General features: G+C 43.0%; 1 protein-coding gene. It reads left to right on the forward strand.

Annotated features, from left to right (window positions below):
* Positions 1 to 146 precede the first annotated feature (146 nt).
* A partial coding sequence (locus JHD69_RS20405; protein ID WP_199142156.1) for a hypothetical protein occupies positions 147 to 446 on the forward strand: 300 nt, incomplete at its 3' end.

Genomic DNA, 446 nt, shown 5'->3' on the forward strand with positions numbered 1-446 from the left:
GCCGACTTTCGGGAAGGATCAACTTAGACCACAAGCTTAGTGACAAGCTAAATTTCACCATCAACTTAGCGCTTACAAAAGATCTCTATAAAAAGAACAATTATCAAAATGCAGATTACGGAGGCGTCCCCTTTCAAACTTTTGTTATGCCTCCAACCGAAGGCGTGTATAATCCTAATGGTACATATACAGTATTTACTGGCTTAAACTATGGACAAACCAATCCTGTAGGCATGGCCAAAGAACAATACAATCCAGCAAGTAGTTTAAGGATATTGGCAACTACGGCTTTAGCCTATGAAATAATTCCAGGCCTGAAACTGAGGTCAAGCGCAAGTATTGACAATACCGATAATCATCAGGATAATTATAATCCTGTCTCTTATACACATCTGACGCTGCCGACGAACCACGACATGGGTGGGTGTGGGGGGTGGGGGGGGGGT

The sequence above is a fragment of the Pedobacter sp. ASV12 genome (assembly GCF_016429155.1).
Taxonomy (GTDB): Bacteria; Bacteroidota; Bacteroidia; order Sphingobacteriales; family Sphingobacteriaceae; genus Pedobacter.